Raw genomic sequence first — 14,176 nt, forward strand, 5'->3', positions numbered from 1 at the left:
CCGCACCCGTAGGCCGGTCGGTCCGGGTCTGACTGCGGGACTCTGCCAGACCCGTAGGCCGGTCGGTCCGGGTCTGACTGCGGGACTCTGCCGCACCCGTAGGCCGGTCGGTCCGGGTCTGACTGCGGGACTCTGCCAGACCCGTAGGCCGGTCGGTCCGGGTCTGACTGCGGGACTCTGCCGCACCCGTAGGCCGGTCGGTCCGGGTCTGACTGCGGGACTCTGCCAGACCCGTAGAGCGGCAGGCCGGGATCTGACGGCGGGACTCTGCCGCACCCGCGGGACGCGGAGCCGCCGTCCGCCGACGGGGCCTCGTCGGAGCCGCGAGGCAAGGGGCCAGGGCCCGCCGACGGGGCCCCATCCGAGCCGTACGCCAGAATCCCGCCCTCCCCCAACCGGGCTGCGTCAGAACCCTGGACCGGAGCGCCGCCATCCGCCCCCGCGGGCTCGGCGGAGCCGGAGCACAGGAAACCGAGACCTGGCGACCCAGTCCCATCCGAGCCGTACGCCACCATCCCACCGTCCCCCGACCGAGCCGTCTCAGCGCCCCGGACCGGAGCCCCACCACCCACCGACGCAGGACTGGCGGAGCCGAAGGACGGGAAACCCAGACCCACCGACCGGGCCGGCTCAGAGCCGTGCGCCACCATCCCACCGCCCGCCGACCAGGCCGGCTCAGAGCCGTGCGCCGGGATCCCACCGCCCGCCGACCGGGCCGCATCAGAGCCCTGCGTCGGAGCGCCGCCGCCCGTCGGCGCGGGCCTGGCCGTGCTGCGTTCGTGCGATGTCCGGTCCCCCTCGTTCATCGGGCCCATGGTGTCACGCGTCCCCTGAGCGTCTCGCGCGGAATCTAGTCGCCGAAGACGAACTCCGGTGCGGAGCGGGTGAGGACGGCCGACGCCGTGGTGGTCGGCCAGTGCGCGGTCAGTTCCTCGGCGGCGGTCTTCAGGAGATCCGATACGGTCTGCGCGCCGCCCTCGTGCATCGCTTCTGTGACCACGAGGATCCGGCCGGTGTGCTCGCCGACCGCGGAGTGGCCGCTCTGGCGGTTGGTCCAGCGGCGGGCATGTGCCCGGCCGGCGGAGTCGACGAAGGTCACCTCGCCGGGTGCGGGGTGTTCGGTGTCGCCGCCGAAGGTCGTGTAGTGCTCGTCGCCGAGAGCGTGGCGCACCTCGAGCAGGGGACCGGAGATGCGGTCGACGTCGAGGGCCGCGACCGGTACGCCGTAGGCGACCGAGAGGGCGTTGCACAGGTCGACCACCGGGTGGATGCGGGGCAGTTCGCCCTCCTTGCGCAGTCGCCGCAGCAGTGATTCCGAGGCGCACCGGTACTGCGTCGGCTTGAGCCCCATCCGGGAGAAGGTCCGCCGCCAGGCCAGTACCTCGGGGAACGCGCTCTCGGAGGCGTCGGCCAGCCGGGCCGTGGCGCGGGAGGTGTACTCGGCGACGCGCGCGGTGACGTCGGCGGAGGTGTCGATGCCGGTGGCGTAGAGCGCCCCGGCGGAGAGTTCGGGGTAGTCGGCCCAGAGGGCGTCCGCGTGCCGGAAGCGCATGCTCACGCCACCGCCAGTCGTGCGCTCAGGCCGACGAAGCAGACCGCGAACACCCGGCGGATGCCGGTCATCACCTGGGGCCGGGCCAGCACGCGGTGGCGTACGGCGGCGGCGCACATGCCGTACGCGGCGAAGACGACGAATGTGAGGGCCATGAAGACCGCGCTGAGCCGGAGCATCGAGCCGAGGGAGCCGGACTCTCCGACGGGGACGAACTGCGGAAGGAACGCGACGAAGAACATCGTGAGCTTCGGATTGAGGAGATTGAGCAGCACCCCGGAGGCGATCACGCGGGACACCGGTCGCGGCTCGGATTCCGTCTCGACCGTCAACGCGTCCTTGTCGCGCAGTGTGGCCCACGCCATGTAGAGGAGGTATGCGACGCCGAGGTACTTCACCGTCTCGTAGGCGACGGCGCTGGTGTGCAGCAGTGCGGCGAGGCCGGTGATCGTCGCGATCAGGTGCGGCACGATGCCGAGGGTGCAGGCGAACGCGGCGACGATGCTCGCGCGGCGGCCGTGGGACAGCCCGGCGGCGAGGGTGTAGACCACGCCGGTGCCGGGGGTGACCACCACGACGAGGCTGGTCAGTAGGAACGCGATGCTCAAGGAGGGCCTCCGCAGGGTTCGTTGTCCTCTCACCCTGTCGTGGTCTTGGCCCGGCCGACAGAGCCAAAGTGTGCGGGGTTGAGTGGTCCATAACCGGTTCAGGCGAACGCCGCGTCCTGACGCCCAGCGGGTCGCCGGGGTCGGGATCGTGCCGTGAGCCTGCGTGCCGCCCCCCGCCGGGCCGCCGCCCATCGCACCGGCGTTGCGCCGTTCGAGTGGTGCGCCGCCTGTCACGGTCGTAGCGTCGAGGCAGGGACGGGTGCGGACGGCGGCCGGGAGCGGACATGCCAGGACTCGCGGTGACCAAGGCGGCGGCGCTGTGTGCCGCGGTGGCGTTCGTGGCGGCCATGGGCCCGGCCTCCGCCTCCCCTGCGGCGCCGTCGTCGGGGGTGCAGGCCGCGGCGCAGCCGGTCAGGGACACCGTGCTCGTCGACTGCTCCTCGAAGCCGCAGGTGCGTCCGGCCGACTTCATCCTGGCCTGCGGCGACGGCAACAGTCGCCTGGCCTCGCTCCGGTGGACGCACTGGGACGCCGATTCCGCGAAGGCGAGGGGCGTCAACTGGGTGAACGACTGCGATCCGTACTGCGCGGCGGGGACCTTCCACTCGTATCGCGTCGTCGTCCGGCTCGACCAGCCGCAGAGCTGGAACAAGGATCCGCAGCAGCAGCGCTACGGGCGGATGACGCTCACCTTCCCCGGTGACCGGCCGGAGCGGCCGGCGCGCACGGTGACCTACTCGCTGTGGAACTGAGCGGCGCCTTGTCCGGTCGTCACCCGGCCTCTTCCGGGCTGCGCCCGATGAGGTCGGCGAGCAGTTGCCCGCTGGTCACCGTCCGGTCGTCCTTGTGGGCGTGCCACCGCTCGAAGGTGTCCGCCGCGGCGTCGGCGAAGGAGCCCGTCAGACCGCTCCCCCGCCAGGCCTCGGCGATCTCCCGCATCTCCGGCTCCCAGCGCCAGGCCCTGGGGCCGGCGCTCGCCAGTTGTTCCGGCCGGGCCAGCGGGGTGTCCGGCAGCAGGTGCGCGGCGACGTCGAGGAGGTCGTCCAGGACGCCGTGGTCCTCTGCGAGGGCGCAGGCCTCGGCGGCGAGCGCGTACGAGATCTTGTTGTAGGCGGCGAAGGCCAGCTTGAGCGCCGAGGCCCGGCCGACCGGGCCGGCCAGGACGACCGGCGTCAGCAGAGTGGCGTCGAACAACGCCCGGACCCCTGATACGACCGTGTCGTCGCCCGACAGATAGAGCCGGGTGGTTCCCGCCTCACGGGGCGGCGGTCCGGTGAGGCCTCCGTCGACGAGTGTCGCGCCGGTGCCGTGCAGCGCCTCGGCGATCTGTGCCATGCGCAGGGGACTGACCGCGTTGGCATCGACGTAGACGCCCTCGAAGCCGACGGCCGCCGTCTGACGGGCGACGTCGAGGGCGGCGGCCGGCGGACACACGCTGAGGAGCAGGGTGCACTCGGCGGTCAGCTCCGCCATGCTCCCGGCGGGCAGCAGCCCCAACTCCGCGGCCCGCCGCCGGGTCTCGGCCGAGCGTCCCTGCGGCAGCCACCAGACCCTGCTGCCCGCGGCCCTCACCTGTGCCGCCACCTGTGCACCCATGGCTCCGGGGTGCACGATCCCCACATCGGTATGAACCATGCCAGGACCCTATCGCCGTCGGCAGGCCGCCTCGACGCCGCCCGCTTCACATTTCCCACACGTTCCCATCACGTCACGTTCATCGACGGGATAAACTCCGGGCGCTCCATTCGCACCACAGGGGGGATTCCTCATGCGTATACGCCATGTCCTGGCGATGGCCGCTGCCGTCGGGTCGATAGCCGCCGTGTCGGCCGGGCCCGCGCAGGCCGCCGAATACACCTCGGCCTTGAAGCTCAAGGGCGTTCAGTACGACGCGCCCGGCGCGGACTCCAACAGCTGCTCCACCGGCAACACCAAGAGCGAGTACCTGACGATCAAGAACTACTCGGCCTCGAAGACCGTCAACCTCAAGGGTTACGTCGTCAAGGACGCCACCGGCAACCGCTTCGCCTTCACCGCCAACCACTATCTCCAGCCCGGCGACTACGTGAAGCTGCGCGGCGGCAAGGGCACCGACTCGGACGCGAACAACGTCGTCTACCGCCAGAACTGCAACTTCATCTGGAACAACGACAAGGACACGATCTACCTGTACAAGCCGGGCGGAAGCCGGGCGGACGTACACGCGTACACCAAGAGCGGTTCCGACCCCGACCGCAACGGTTACATCACCTTCCACAGCTGACGAACCGTCACGGCCGTCCGGTCAGCGGCGAGTGCGCCACTTGCTCAGCAGGCGCTTCGCCTGGGCGCGGCGGCGCGGGTCGGATGCGGCGCGTCGCGCCTGCTCAACAGTGCGACGGCCCTGAGGACTCCGGGCGTACTGCTTGATGCGCTCGATGACGCTCGGCATGGTCGTCTCTCCTCCGGTCGGCGGGTTTCGCTCTCTCGTCGCTGTTCCTACCCGGTGCCGGACGATTCAGGCCACGGTCCGGTTCCCCGTCCCCTCAGGGCCGGGAACCGGCCTGTTCCGGCACTCCGGACAGCGCGGTCGTCGCTTTAGAATTCTGGCGACCGACACGGGGGATGAGTGTTATGGACACCGTTATCGTGCAGTTGCCCGACGAAACAGAGTCTCGTCCGGGAGCAATTCAGCAAAAGCCGCGACTTCTTCACATGGGGCCGGGTGAGACCAGGGACTTCGGGCGGGGAGCCCCGGGCAGAGCGCTGCCCATCATCCTGGCCGATCCCGGTGTGTCGCGGCACGCGGGCCGCATCGAGGCTGCCGGGGACTTCTGGCGGTTGTCGAACTTCAGCGCGACCTCCACCTATGTCGTGGAGAATCTCGAAGGGGCCGGCGAATACGTCAAGGTGGCTCCGGGGCGGCTCGGTGCGCCCGTGCCGTTCGAATTCTCCCGGGTGGTGCTGCCCGCTCTGGACAGCACCGCGAGTTTCAAAGTGTTCGCGCCGCAACACGCCTATGCGCAGGACGGCGCCGGGGCCGACCACGGGGAGCGGACCGTGAGCCCGTTCTCCCTCGACCCGACGTCCAAGTACTTCCTCGTCCTGGTCGCGCTGTGCGAGCCCCGGCTGCGCACCGCGTCCGGCGTGGCGCTGCCCGGCGCCGGCGAGATCGTGGAGCGGCTGCGGCCCTTGGAGTCGTGCCGGGATCTGACCCGTTCCGCCGTGAACTACCACATCGACTACCTGACGTCCGCCAAGCTCCGGCTGCGGACCGGGAACGAGGACGAGACGCGGGTGGGTGCCAAGCGGGAGGACCTCGTCACGCTCGCGCTGCGCTTCGATCTGGTGCGCGAGGATCACCTGGCCCTGCTGCCCCAACGCCTCCTCGGGTACGCGCACTGACCCTGACATCTGTCAGGGACCGCGGCACCACACCTCTCCCTAGAGTCCTGAGTGCCGGCTAAGTGCCGTGCAGCAGCACATCAGTTCAGGGGGAACACACATGAAGAAGCTGATGCAGAGCTCCGCCGTCGCGCTGGCCGTGGCCACGCTCGGCGCGGGAGTCCTGGCCACCACGGCCGAGGCCGCGCCGGCCGCCCCGGCCGCACCGGCCGCGGTGAGCGGCGGCGACCCGACGCTCACCGACGTCTACATCTGGGCCACCAACGTCAATCTGCGCGAGCAGCCGACCAGCGAGTCCAACCGCCTGGCCGTCCGCTCGAAGTACTGGCTCGACGCCGTGTGCCAGACGCAGGGCCAGACCGTCACCGACCCCGCAGTCGGCACCAACAACTGGTGGACTGCGGTACAGGAGTTCGCAGGCAGCGACATCGCCTGGGTCAGCAACCTGTACCTCCGCTGTGGCGTGAAGATCGAGGGCGTCCCGGACTGCTGACGTCCGTCGGCCATCGCGTGCATGGGGCTTGCCCGGCGAGGTCGGGCAAGCCCCATGCGGCTGTCTGTCTCAACGACCGCCGTCGCTCAGCAGCGCGCAGACGAAGTTCTCCTGGATGGCGCGCAGTTGGCGCAACTGCGCGGGGGCCGCGGTTTGGTTGATCTGGGTGGTGACGGAGAAGGTCAGCGAGCGGCTGCCGTCCGGGGTGGCGGCGATCAGCTGCGTGTAGCCGGGGGTGTTGCCGGTGTGCCCGAGCACGACACCGCAGCGCGTCGCGTAGCGGAAGATTGCGAGGCCCGCGGAGTTGCGTCCCGGCCCCGCGGGCTCGGACGCGCCGTCGATCCAGCGCCGCTGCGCGCGTACGACGCCCTTGCCGTACAGCGCTCCCCCGGCGTAGCCGCGGATGAAGCGGGTCATGTCGGCGGGGGTGGAGACGATCCCTCCGGACGCCCACACGCCGGAGGCGCTGAGGAGCTCGCTGACGTCCTCCGGGGGTGCGGACGGGCTCACGTCGTATCCGTGCAGGTACGGCTCGGGGAGCCGGTAGCCCTGCGGAAGGCTGGTGTCGCGCAGGCGCAGCGGCTCGTAGACGAGTTCGCGCAGCAGTCGTTCGTACGGCGTGCCGGTGACCGCCTCCGCCATCAGCGCTACGGCGATGTTGTCGGAGTTGGAGTAGTGGTACTGGCTGCCGGGCCGGAACAGCAGGGGTTCGTCGGCCACGTAGTCGAGGAGGCGACGGGAGTTGAAGCGGTGCCGCGGGTCGGCGATCACCTCCTCGAGGAAGGCGGGGTCGTCCGTGTAATCCGGCAGGCCGCTGGTGTGGTTCAGGAGTTGCCGCAGCGTCACGGAGCCCCAGGCCCTGGGCAGCCGGGGCAGGCGTTTGCGCAGGGTGTCGTCCAGACGCAGGGCGTGTCGGTCGACCAGGGTGAGCGCCACCGCACCGCTGAAGGCCTTGGCCGTGCTCGCGATGCGCATGTGGTCGTCCGTGCGGGGCGGCCGGCCCGTGGCGAGGTCGGCGACTCCGGCCCGCAGGACCTGCTTCTCGTGGCCGCGACGGAGCACGGCGATGATGCCGGGCGGGCCGCCCGGGCTGCCTACGAACTCGTCGAGCTGGTTCTGCAGCGTACGGTCGTCCGGCGGTCGCGGGGTGGCGTCGGCGGCGCTGCTGACGGCGGCCGGGGCCAGGCCCGCCAGGCAGATCGCGATGACGAGCGCCGGCCGTAGCCGTGGGCGACGGACGTGGGTGCGGCGGGGCAGTGCGGGGCGCAGAGGCATGGCGGCTCCTGAGGGTGAGCTTCGGTGCTGACCCAGCCTCACCGGGTAAGCAGCCCGCCTGCTCCTCGTGCTGCTGCATACGGCCCAAGGACGGACCGGCTCGGACCATCGGACAATCCGACTCACCGTGCCCAAGAACCGCGCAGAGGCATGACACTGCCTGTGACACCTGGGGCCGTTGTGGCCACTGTGACAGGGCAGGATCTTCGAGCGAGGGAACGCCATGGCGCGCATCACCGGCAGGACCATCCTGATCGTCGGCGCCTCGTCGGGCATCGGCGCCGAGGTGGCGCGCCACCTCGCCCCCGGCGGCAACCGGTTCGTGATCACCGCGCGACGTGCCCCCGAAGTGGCCGCCGTCGCGCAGGAGATACGAGCCACGGGCAGCGCCTGCCTGCACATCGCCGCCGACGCCCTCGACCCGCAGGCGGCGGCCGACGTCGTGGCGGCCGCGGCCGCGGAGTACGGGACCATCGACATAGCACTGCTCAACGCCGGCCAGGGACCGGACATGTCCATGGACCAGGTCACCGTGGACGAGGTCGCACGGATCATGGCGTTGAACTACGACGTCGTGGTCAACTACCTCATCCCGCTGATCGGGCAGATGGGAAGCCAGAAGGCCGGGGGACTGATCGCCCACACCAGCTCACTGACCGGGCTGATGGGCATCCCCCGCCAAGGGCCGTACTCGGCGGCGAAGGCGGCCGCGCGCACGCTCATCGACGCCGCGCGCGTCGAACTGGCTCCCCGGGGCATCCGGTTCACCACGATCCACCCCGGCTTCGTGGCCACCGAGCGCATCAGCGAAGACGGACTGCCCAAGCCCTTCCAGGTCAGCCAGGAGCGGGCGGCCCGGCACGTCGTACGCGCCCTGGAGAAGGAACCGGCGCAGGCGTACTTTCCCTGGCCCACGGCGGCGCTGGTCCGCACGCTGCGCGCGCTGCCCACACCACTCTCCGCACTGCTCCTGCGGAAACTGGCCTCCCGGTAGGCAAGCTCTCCGCGCCGGTCACACGGCCGGCGCACGCGCTGGAGTGGCCACGGGCTCCGGTGGGCGCACGCGGAACCGGTCGCGGCGCAGCAGGGGCCGCTCGACGAGGAGGTACGAGGCGAGGGCCGCCGCGACCGTCGCCGCGACGCCCGCGGGGAGCAGCCGGTCGCCGTCCACGCCGAGATCGGAGAGCAGCCGGATGACGGGGTAGTGCCACAGGTACATCCCGTAGCTGAGGTTGCGTCCGACCCATGCCAGGGCGGACACCGACAGCAGACGGGAGGGCCACGACCGGGGGCACAGGTCCAGGGCAGCCACCACCGTGGCCGACAGGACGGCGACGGCGAGGAATCCGACCGTGTACCACACGGGGTTCCACCGGCTCGCTTCGGTGATCGGGACCTGCCAGGCGATCAGCCCCAGCAGTGCGAGCGCGGGCCAGCAGAGCCGTCCCGCCCATCGGCGCAGCAGTGCCAGTCGAGGGTCGTCGGCGCGCAGCCGGGCCAGGACGACGGCCAGCAGAGCCCCGACGAGGAGCTGGTCGGCGCGGGTGTCGGGGCCGTTGTAGATGCGGTGCGCCGCCGTGGGGTCCCAGAGCACCGTCCGCCAGAGCACCGGCAGGACGCACAGCGCCGCGACCCAGCCCAGCACCGACCGCGCCGTCGCATGGCGCAGCAGCACCAACAGCAGGAGCGGCCAGGCCAGATAGAACTGCTCCTCCACCCCCAGCGACCAGGTGTGGCTGAGCGGCGCGGTGAGGTCCGAGTACGGCCCGGACTCCCCGGCCCGTACGAGATTGACCACCGAGGCCGCGGCCAGCCCGGCCGCCATCCACGCTCCGTCGAGCAGTGGCAGCGGGAGCGCCACGGACAGCAGGGCGACGACCGCGCACATCACCAGCATGGCCGGCACCAGCCGCAGCCACCGCCGCCGGTAGAACGACCCCAGGCCGATCCGGCCGGTACGGGCGTACTCGGCCACCAGCAGCCGGGTGATGACGAAACCGCTGAGCGTGAAGAAGACGTCCACGGCCACCGAGCCTCCGGGCACCGGATCCGGCTCCACGTGATACACGATCACCAGCATCACCGCGACCGTCCGCAATCCGTCCAGCCCCGCCACCCGCCCACCACGCAGTGCCGACGAAAAGCCCCGCCCGCCACGTCTGCGCCGTTGCGCCGGTGAGGGGACGAGCGGCAGCGCCGCTCGCACGTCCGGGCTCTGCCGCTCCGTAGCCTTGTCAGCCTCGTCTACCGTGCTCCGATGGGGGGTGCTCATGACGACGGCGCCTGCCCAGCGCAGCAGAGATCACACAACTTCTCATGTTCCCCACAGGTTCAGCGCCGCTTTCCGGCCGCCGCAGACATCGCACAGAACGAGCGCGCGCCGCCTTCGCTGAGCTGTCAGTCCCGGGGGCTCACGAACCAGTCGAGCGCCGCGGTGAGTTCCGCGGGCTTCTCCACCGGGAGTTCGTGGCCGGCGTCCAGGATGCGGATGACCGCGTCCGGATAGCCCTTCGCCATGCGGAGCATCTGGGCGACGGGCAGTTGGACGTCGTGGTAGCCGTGCACCAGCAGGGTGGGGGTGCGGATCTCGCCGACGCGGTCGAGGACGTCGAAGGCGCGCATGGCGGAGTAGAGCGTCATCACCACCTCGCGCGGGGTGGCCGCCGAGGCGCCGATGTAGGCGCGGATCTCCTCGCGCGGGTAGCCGGGGGCGAAGGCGCGCTGGATGTTGGCGGCGACGAAGAGCTTGAAGGGGACCAGGGTGGAGGCCGCCATCAGCAGGCCTCTTCCCCGGTTGTAGGTCATCTTGCTGATGGAGTTCACCAGCACCATGCGGTCGACCCGGTCGGGGTGGGCGAGGGCGATGGTCTGCGCGATCATGCCGCCCATGGAGTGACCGACAGGGATGAAGCGGTCCACCTTGAGGTGGTCGAGGAGGGCCAGGACGTCGTCGGCGAGGTCCTCGATCGTGCGGGCGCCCGATCCGGTGCTCTCGCCGTGGCCGCGCAGGTCGAGGCGGACCACCCGGCGTCCCGGGGCGAAGTGGGCCATCTGGTGGTCCCAGCGGTGGCGGTTGGCCGTCCAGCCGTGGATGAACACCAGGGGCGTGGCCTCACCGTCACGGGGGCCCTCGTCGTCGTACGTCAGTGTGGCGGCGTCGAGAGCGAGCGTTGGCATGGGGCCTGGCCTCCTGCGATGGCGATGGAGTTACTGCCGAGTACGGTAATGGGCCTGAGGGCCGCCGTCACCGTAGCGGCCCGAGGAAATCGAGGATGTGGCCGAACACGTCGAGGGCGGCACCCCGGCCGAGGAACGTGTCGAGGTGACCGTAGCCCGGGATCTCCGTGTAGGTGACGTCCAGCTGGGGCTGCCGGTGGGCGAGGACGTCGTGGCAGAGCTTCTGGGAGTCCTGCCACAGGCCGTTCTCGCTGCCGGACAGCAACAGAACCGGGGTGTCGATGCGGGCCGCCGCGTCCAGGGCGTTCGGCGGCAGGGACCGGTAGCGCAGGTCGGTGTCGTGCCAGCGGACCACGGTGCGGGCCAGTTCGATGCGGCGCAGGTGCGGCAGGATCCACAGGGGCGCGGGGCCGAGGAGTTCGGCGAGGCGGTCGTGGGTGGTCTCGGTGAGGTGCTCGTGGACGAAGAGCGAGGCGCCCGTGCCCCAGGCCGAGTTGTGCAGGATCTGGCAGGTCGGGTCGGGGCAGCTCGCCTTGCGGGAGGCCAGCGCGAACAGGGGGGTGTACTTCGACCACAGGCCGACCTTGCGGATGTCGACGGGTATGTGGTCGATACGGGACTTCAGCAGCTCACCCGCCAGGGTCATGCGCAGGGAGGTGCGGCCGGCGAGCTTCGGCGTGAGGAACACGCCCTGGGACACCACCCCGGCCAGGCCCGGCACCAGGCCGGCCGTCATGCTCAGCGAGAGGGTGAGCGAGCCGATGCAGTGGGCGACGACGAACAGGGGCCGGTCGCCGATCCGGGCGCGGATGTGGGCGACGGCTTCGGGGAGGTCGTACAGGGCGACGTCGTCGTAGGTGTACTTCTGGCCGGTCTCGTTGTACGGCAGCCGGCAGCTGCCGCGCCAGTCCAGCAGCCACGGCTCGTAGCCGTCGTCGAGGAGGACGTCGACGAGGTTGCGGGTCTCGGGCAGCAGGAACATGTCGGCGGAGGCGGTGTGGCCGTGCAGGAGCAGGACGGCGGGACGGTCGGCCTCGCCGCTGTCGACGCGGGTCAGGCCGAGGCGGACGCCGTCGCCCGCGCGGAAGGGGATCTCCTCGACCCGCGTCGGGTCGAGGCGGTGGCGGAGCGGGCGCAGGGCCGTGGTGGAGCGGACCTTGCGGAGAGTGGGCCTGGTGCTGGTGCCGGTCGCCTTGAAGATCATCGGTTGTGCTCCGTGGGAGTCTGGGTGCGGCGCAGGTCGAGCAGGTCGGCGGCGGCCCGGGCGAAGGGGCCGAGCAGGCCGCGGCCCATCTCCAGGCCGAACCAGGCCAGCCAGGTCAGCTTGGCGGCCCGCTTCTCCTGACTGGTGAGGCGCGGGTCGACCTTGATGCCGTCGATCTGGTCGCGTACGTAGCTGTCGGCGGGGACGACGATCTCGCCCGCCAGGTGGGCGCTCTCGCCCTCCCGGCCGATCTCGACGCTCAGCGCGCGGGTCTGGCGCCAAACGTCGCGGCGGGCGCGGGCGTACTTGCGGCCCTCCAGCCACCAGCGTTCGCCGTCGGTGTCGCGCAACTGGAGCCGATAGCACAGGAGTTGGTGGCGCAGGCCGTGCTGGTGCGGGATGCCCTCCTCGGGGCGGATCCAGACGTCGCCACGCTCCACGAGGAGCGGTTCGGGGTGTACGGCGGTGCAGTGGAGCTCGCCGCGCACGTCCACCCGGCGCTCGGTCACCAGTTGGTGCATGCTCGCGATGGAGAGGGTGAGCTCCGTCGAACAGGGGGTGGCGGGCGCGGACGTGCCGATGGGGCGTACGGCGCCCTCGGCGGTCTCCTTGAACCACAGGTAGGGCTGGTCGTCCTTGTGCGGCAGCCGGGCCAGACCGTCGCCGGCGAGCCGCTCGAACGTCTTCAGCTGGGCCCGGGCGTCGTAGCGGGCGGCGGGTTCGAGGCCGAGCGCCTCGACGAGGGTGGCGGTGCGGTCCATGGTGGCGGCCGGGCCCGTGAGCGTCGCCTCGCACAGTTTCAGGGCCGTGGGGCTCTGCAACACGCGGGTCAGGAAGGTCAGTTCGGGTACCGGGTCGGCCTGGAGGCGGGCGAGGGTGTCCGTGCGCCACTCGTCCCAGTCCTGGACGCGTACGTGCATGCCTCCGAGGGCCATGTCGCGTACGACGTCGTCGAGGGTGTTGGGCACTCCGGTCAGGTTGTAGTCGTAGCCCCAGGCGTCGGGCTCGCAGACGGCGGCGACCGCGGCCCGGCTCACCCAGTCCACCGGGGCGGCGTTCAGATGCCGGAAGGCCGGTACGGTCCGGAAGCGGGCGAAGGCCGAGAACAGGCCGCTGCTGAGGTCCTGGGGGTTGTAGGCGCCGGTCTTCGTGTGGCCGCCGATGCCGCCGGGGCGCAGGGCCGTGACGACCAGACCGTGGTCGCGGGCGCGGCGCAGGGCGACCTCGGCGGCCCACTTGGTCTGGTCGTAGCCCGCGACGAGGCGGTCGACATGGGCGAGCGGGTCGTCCTCCCCCATGGCGGTGATGCCGACCTCGTTGAAGACGGCGATGGAGGAGATGTGGTGCAGCGGCTTGGGGCGGCCGCTCGCGGCGAGCTCGGCCAGGGTCAGGGTGCCGAGGACGTTGCTCTGCCGCAGTGACTGGTAGCCGCGCAGGAAGTCCACGGCGGCGGCGACGCCCACGACGCTGTCCAGTTCCTGGGCGAGAGTGCCCCACACGTCGTCGGACAGGCCGAGGTGCGGGCGGCGGATGTCGCCGGGCAGCACGGTGATCCGGCGGCGCACCTCCGAGGACCAGGGCAGGCGGTAACTCTTCAGCGCCTCACCCAGCCGGACGACAGCCGCGTCCTCGTCGGCCGCGCGGACCAGGCAGTAGACGTGTGCGTCGCTGTGCCGCAGCAGGTCCAGCAGCATGTGACTGCCGAGGAATCCGGTCGCACCGGTCAGCAGGATCCGACGGGGCGGCAGCGGCTCGGGGGAACCGGTGAAGGGCAGACGGTCGACGAGGGCGAGGTCGGCGAGGATCTGGTCGAGGTCTTCGCGGCGGGCGGTGGTGTGGGGTGTTGCCGGGGCGGGCGTAGCCAGAGTGGTCAAGGGTGCGAGTGTGGGTGTGGGTGTTCGGTGGGTTGTCGCGGGCGTGGGCATGCGGAGCCCTGCCGCGGGGGCGGCCTTGAGCCAGCGCTGGGCGAGGCTGCGCGGGCGGGCATCCGCGAACACCTCGTCCAGGTCGATCTCCAGGCCCAGTCGGTCCTCCAGCTCCGCGACGAGTTCCACGGCGTTCACAGAGCCGCCGCCGGCGTCGAAGAAGTCGGCGTCGACAGAGAGGTGCCCGCCGGGGAGGTGGCGGCCTGCGGCGGCGGCGATCAGGGCGGCCAGGTCATCGACGTCCGGGAGTGGGGCGGAGGCGGGCGTGGGGTCGGACGCGGCGGCGGGCAGCGGCTCGGCGGCGGGTTCCGTGCCCGGCGCGGGCACCTGACCGAGCGCGGGATCCGTGCCCGACGCGAGCACCTTGCGGGGCACGGACTCAGCGCTGGGCGCGCGCCCCATGCCGGGCGCGGGCGCAACCCCGGGCTCGGGGACATTACCGCGCGCCGACTCAACCCCGAGCACGACCTCCACCCCCGGCCCAGACGCAATGCCGGGCGCGGCCTCAACACCGGGCGCGAACACCTTGCGGGGCACGGACTCAGCGCTGGGCGCGCG

General features: G+C 71.4%; 14 protein-coding genes. 5 read left to right on the forward strand and 9 right to left on the reverse strand.

The window, feature by feature from the left end:
- Positions 1-850 precede the first annotated feature (850 nt).
- Entirely contained in the window at positions 851-1,552 is a 702-nt protein-coding gene (locus AC5P09_RS14825) for a B3/B4 domain-containing protein (protein WP_493874332.1), read from the reverse strand.
- A 2-nt stretch (positions 1,553-1,554) separates the two neighbouring features.
- Positions 1,555-2,160, reverse strand: a complete 606-nt coding sequence (locus AC5P09_RS14830; protein WP_493874333.1) for a LysE family translocator — start codon at positions 2,158-2,160, stop codon at positions 1,555-1,557.
- Positions 2,161-2,444: 284 nt separating this feature from the next.
- Here AC5P09_RS14830 and AC5P09_RS14835 point away from each other — a divergent pair, with 284 nt between their 5' ends.
- Positions 2,445-2,912 (forward strand): hypothetical protein, encoded by a 468-nt coding sequence (locus AC5P09_RS14835; protein WP_493874334.1) that lies wholly within the window; start codon positions 2,445-2,447, stop codon positions 2,910-2,912.
- 19 nt (positions 2,913-2,931) lie between these two features.
- On the opposite strand, the gene AC5P09_RS14840 is transcribed toward AC5P09_RS14835, so the two are convergent.
- A complete protein-coding gene (locus tag AC5P09_RS14840; protein ID WP_493874335.1) occupies positions 2,932-3,795 on the reverse strand; it encodes an NAD(P)-dependent oxidoreductase in 864 nt (287 codons plus the stop codon).
- Positions 3,796-3,928: 133 nt separating this feature from the next.
- On the opposite strand from AC5P09_RS14840, the gene AC5P09_RS14845 reads away from it, so the two are divergent.
- Entirely contained in the window at positions 3,929-4,423 is a 495-nt protein-coding gene (locus tag AC5P09_RS14845) for a lamin tail domain-containing protein (protein WP_493874336.1), read from the forward strand.
- A gap of 21 nt (positions 4,424-4,444) precedes the next feature.
- Here the strand turns inward: AC5P09_RS14845 and AC5P09_RS14850 are convergent, their stop codons facing one another.
- Positions 4,445-4,591 carry a hypothetical protein gene (locus AC5P09_RS14850; RefSeq protein WP_493874337.1) on the reverse strand — a complete coding sequence of 49 codons (147 nt, stop codon included), beginning with the start codon at positions 4,589-4,591 and terminating at the stop codon, positions 4,445-4,447.
- 182 nt (positions 4,592-4,773) lie between these two features.
- Here AC5P09_RS14850 and AC5P09_RS14855 point away from each other — a divergent pair, with 182 nt between their 5' ends.
- Positions 4,774-5,544 (forward strand): serine/threonine protein kinase, encoded by a 771-nt coding sequence (locus AC5P09_RS14855; RefSeq protein WP_493874338.1) that lies wholly within the window; start codon positions 4,774-4,776, stop codon positions 5,542-5,544.
- A gap of 100 nt (positions 5,545-5,644) precedes the next feature.
- Entirely contained in the window at positions 5,645-6,037 is a 393-nt protein-coding gene (locus tag AC5P09_RS14860) for a peptidase M23 (protein WP_493874339.1), read from the forward strand.
- 69 nt (positions 6,038-6,106) lie between these two features.
- Here the strand turns inward: AC5P09_RS14860 and AC5P09_RS14865 are convergent, their stop codons facing one another.
- Entirely contained in the window at positions 6,107-7,312 is a 1,206-nt protein-coding gene (locus AC5P09_RS14865; RefSeq protein ID WP_493874340.1) for a serine hydrolase domain-containing protein, read from the reverse strand.
- 223 nt (positions 7,313-7,535) lie between these two features.
- Between AC5P09_RS14865 and AC5P09_RS14870 the strand changes: the two genes are divergently transcribed.
- Positions 7,536-8,306: an SDR family NAD(P)-dependent oxidoreductase gene (locus tag AC5P09_RS14870; protein WP_493874341.1), complete on the forward strand. Its 771-nt coding sequence runs from the start codon at positions 7,536-7,538 to the stop codon at positions 8,304-8,306.
- An 18-nt stretch (positions 8,307-8,324) separates the two neighbouring features.
- Here the strand turns inward: AC5P09_RS14870 and AC5P09_RS14875 are convergent, their stop codons facing one another.
- The 4 genes from AC5P09_RS14875 to AC5P09_RS14890 form a co-directional block, all read right to left on the reverse strand.
- Positions 8,325-9,428 carry an acyltransferase family protein gene (locus AC5P09_RS14875; RefSeq protein WP_493874342.1) on the reverse strand — a complete coding sequence of 368 codons (1,104 nt, stop codon included), beginning with the start codon at positions 9,426-9,428 and terminating at the stop codon, positions 8,325-8,327.
- Positions 9,429-9,709: 281 nt separating this feature from the next.
- Positions 9,710-10,489, reverse strand: coding sequence for an alpha/beta fold hydrolase (locus AC5P09_RS14880; protein ID WP_493874343.1), 780 nt, complete (start codon positions 10,487-10,489; stop codon positions 9,710-9,712).
- A gap of 67 nt (positions 10,490-10,556) precedes the next feature.
- Entirely contained in the window at positions 10,557-11,693 is a 1,137-nt protein-coding gene (locus tag AC5P09_RS14885; RefSeq protein WP_493874344.1) for an alpha/beta hydrolase, read from the reverse strand.
- Positions 11,690-13,993, reverse strand: coding sequence for a thioester reductase domain-containing protein (locus AC5P09_RS14890; RefSeq protein WP_493874345.1), 2,304 nt, complete (start codon positions 13,991-13,993; stop codon positions 11,690-11,692). Before AC5P09_RS14890 ends, AC5P09_RS14885 begins: the two co-directional genes overlap by 4 nt.
- Positions 13,994-14,176 lie beyond the last annotated feature (183 nt).

This window comes from Streptomyces sp. a15 (assembly GCF_059026085.1).